The organism is Rahnella sp. P4_A8 (assembly GCF_056402435.1).
The window spans coordinates 1-1,589 of sequence record NZ_JBFUHK010000215.1 but is presented as its reverse complement, the minus strand read 5'-3'; the positions used below and the strand labels follow the sequence as shown (position 1 = coordinate 1,589).

The 1,589-nt window shown below is 42.9% G+C and carries 1 protein-coding gene and 1 pseudogene; both read right to left on the bottom strand.

The window, feature by feature from the left end; translation table 11 throughout:
- Nucleotides 1–76 precede the first annotated feature (76 nt).
- Nucleotides 77–1,162, bottom strand: a complete 1,086-nt coding sequence (locus AC1DUO_RS24835; RefSeq protein WP_477989316.1) for a glycosyltransferase — start codon at nt 1,160–1,162, stop codon at nt 77–79.
- A pseudogene (locus AC1DUO_RS24830) lies at nt 1,149–1,589 on the bottom strand (hypothetical protein); the annotation flags it as partial. The pseudogene AC1DUO_RS24830 and the gene AC1DUO_RS24835, both read right to left, overlap by 14 nt.

Genomic DNA, 1,589 nt, shown 5'->3' with positions numbered 1-1,589 from the left:
AAGAGACGTTATGGCACATAAAACAAGAATAACTCCCCGCCAGCGACGAAAAGACGCACGGCCAGTTTTAATATTTTCAGGCATATAACCTCAATATTTCTGCCGCATTCTGCCCGATTGAAAAGCGCCCTGTTATTACATCAGTATTGATTTTTTTCGTTGCTGACTGAGTCATCAATACATCAATCTCTGACGTCCATGCGCAGAGATCGCTGAGTGACTGATGGGAAATACGCTCAGTCACATCAATAAGCCGCGGAACGTGCAAGGACGCGATGACCGGTAATCCGGCAGCCTGAGCTTCAATAGCCGCAAGCCCGAGACCTTCGTGCAGCGACGGGAACAGGAACACATCCATAACATCGCGTAAAATTAACAATGCATCATTTCTTGCGCCGGTCAGGATAACTTTGTCAGCGAGACCCCGCTCCACGGCCCTTTTGTGCAAGTCTTTTCGCAAACTTCCTTCACCTACAATCAGTAAACACACATCTTGATCCCGGTATTGCGACAGTATTTCAAGCAGGAATTTGTGATTTTTGACGGATTCCATTCGCCCGACGGTTCCCAATACGAACGTGCTTTCAGCAATGCCCAGATCATGTTTAAGGCTGGTGGGAGCAGTAGACACAAGACGATGGAAATCTTTGCCACAGGGAATAATATTGACCACAGGCGCCCCTGTTTTATAGTGGCAACGCGCTGAATCTTCACTTACCGCGACGCAACAGGTTGAATAACGCTTAGCCAGGAGAATTTTGAAACTAATTTCAATGCGTTTTATCGGACCAGTATTTTGGTAGTACAGCGTTCGATCTGAATGAGCATGGGAAATAATCCGTGCTATTCCACACCTTTTAGCGATGTACGCCACGAAACCATTATTGAAGCTGACATGACTATGACAGACGTCATATTTGTTATTCCTGAAAACGGAGAATAAGGCAGCCAGGTATTTCAGCTGTTTTTTATAAGAAGGAATATGTATTATTTTGCAATCCATAGCTAATAAAGCATCTTCGTAAAACCCTTTATGGGGCTTATCGACGATAAAGGTGTGTTGAATACTTCCTGAGGTTTCTATCACAAAATCAAAAAGCCAGCTTTCAATCCCACCGATATCCAATTGACCTAACAGGTGTACAACTTTAATTTTCTTCATCTGATGTCCCTGAGGCGTAGGTTCTTAAATAAAGCAATATGGAGAAAATAACCAGTGGCATAATTAGCAATTGTTTTCTGAAAACGGCATCCCCCACGCTTCCAAAAGTATAATCGGTACGGATAGCGTAGAACCCAACCAACGTCATTACGGCAGAATAAATCAGGACACACATAATCGATGACATCAGTCTGGAGTCCAAAATGAGTGTGGTATATTTTATTGTCCTGATAATAAGAAGAACTAAAGTCACAATGACACAGAGCGCAGGTAGTAATGTAAACCCTTCATAATTCATCCACTGCGCAGGGTTAGGGGCCATATACATAAAAGCAAAAATCATTGGCCAGTTAATAATCAGCAGAATAGATTTGAAAAATGCGGCCAGCATGAGAATAAAAAAAGCCCCTAACGTGATGAACTTCAT